This window comes from Gelidibacter sp. (assembly GCF_035577925.1).
Lineage (GTDB): Bacteria > Bacteroidota > Bacteroidia > Flavobacteriales > Flavobacteriaceae > Gelidibacter.
Genome location: NZ_DATJCY010000305.1, coordinates 1 through 1,792 on the forward strand (window position 1 = coordinate 1; position 1,792 = coordinate 1,792).

Below are 1,792 nucleotides of genomic sequence, written 5' to 3' on the forward strand. Positions count from 1 at the left end.
TGACTGTTAATCAGAGGGTCGCTGGTTCGAGCCCAGCAAGAGGAGCAAACAAAGCCGTTACGAAAGTAATGGCTTTTTTGTTTTTGAATAACTGATAACCATAATCTATTCTTGAATTTTCTGAATAATGAATTAGAATAGTTGAAAAAATAAAAATTCAAATTAAATTCTAATTGTTTTTTGATTAGTTTAGATTTGTAAAATATTCAGAACAACTTCATTTTTTAAAACTGCTATTTTAACTAATGGCTCCATAGTTCAAGGGATAGAATAAAAGTTTCCTAAACTTTAGATTCAGGTTCGAATCCTGGTGGAGCTACAAAATCATAAAAAGGTAGTTTATTTGGAATCAAAGTCCATCGGATTTTGATTCTCCTTTTTATCTTTTTCGATCACCAAACACAATCTTTTTTGCTTTGTTAAAATAATATAAAAATCCCTATATTGGTATCATAAATAAAATGGATCTACTTTTCAGAGTATGTATCCTCCTTAAAACAACTTGTTTATGATTGGATTAATTGTTTTGGGCATTGTTGTGCTCTTGGTATTGATGATGGTTTCCGTATTCAACCGTTTTGCTAAAAACCGAAATGTGGTTAAGGACGCTTGGGGAAATATTGATGTGGCGTTAAAGCGACGTTATGATTTGATCCCAAATCTGGTAGAAACCGTAAAGGGCTATGCCACGCACGAAAAGGAAACTTTAGAGCGCGTTATACAGGCTCGTAATAGTGCCATGCAAGTGCCCGAAGGCGATATTAATGGACAGATCAAAGCCGAAAATCAATTGCAGCAAACCTTGCGCAGTATTTTTGCATTGAGCGAATCTTACCCCGATTTGAAAGCCAACGCCAACTTTTTGGATTTGCAGAACAAACTCAATGAGATTGAAGAAAATTTAGAGCGCAGCCGTCGTTATTATAACGGAACCGTGCGCGAGAATAATACTTATGGCGAAAGTCTGCCAGGGGCATTGTTTGCCGGAATGCTCAAATATCAGCATTTCAACTTTTTTGAAGCCGATGCCGAAAGTCGAGAAAATGTGAAAGTAAGTTTTTAAAAACCAGTACGGTTATTGTCTTTTTTCACATTTCTTCAATTTTTGAAACTACTTTTTTGAACGACTTGTAAACCTGTGCCATGAAACAGCTGTCTTTTTTATTTCTTGTTTTTTTGAGCATTACTTTTGGTTATGCCCAAGATTTTACGGTCGATTATTATTCGGTTGAAATTACGGTGCATGAAGAAGGTTATTTTGATGTGGTGGAAAGCTACGACCTCACTTTTACGAGTCCAAAACATGGGATTTATAGAGATATCCAAACCAAATATGATCTTTTGACCGAAGCTGGTAACCAAGAAATCAGAAAGATCAAAATAAATAAGGTGGACGTACCCGGACATAAGTTTAAAACGCCTTTTCAATTTGAACAAAATTTGACAGGAACGTATCAAATAAAAATTGGCGACAAAGATAAATCGGTAATTGGTGCACAACACTATGAAATCAAATACCGCGTGCACAATGCGTTTCTGTATGAAACCGATGGTATTAAATTTTACTGGAACTTAAAACCTAGCGATTGGCAGGCAACTTTCAGGAACATGGAGTTTAAGATATATTTACCTTCTTCCATTGCCATATCGCCAAATGATGTCTTTGTGTATTCTGGTTTTTCTGGCACAAACACACCAAGTCAGGATATTGATTTTATAGTTGCAAATGGTGTTATTGAAGGTAAAAGCAAATCTGGTTTTTATTCAAATTATGGAGAAAGTGTGACGCTGT

2 protein-coding genes and 1 tRNA gene are annotated in these 1,792 nt (G+C 35.5%); all 3 read left to right on the forward strand.

Features of this window, described 5'->3' with window-relative positions; genetic code table 11:
- The first annotated feature begins 247 nt into the window (after positions 1-247).
- A tRNA-Arg gene (locus VNJ50_RS11910) sits at positions 248-319 on the forward strand.
- Between the two features lie 189 nt (positions 320-508).
- Entirely contained in the window at positions 509-1,063 is a 555-nt protein-coding gene (locus tag VNJ50_RS11915) for a LemA family protein (protein ID WP_325582196.1), read from the forward strand.
- Positions 1,064-1,143: 80 nt separating this feature from the next.
- The coding region (locus VNJ50_RS11920; protein WP_325582198.1) for a DUF2207 domain-containing protein at positions 1,144-1,792 on the forward strand (649 nt) is incomplete at its 3' end.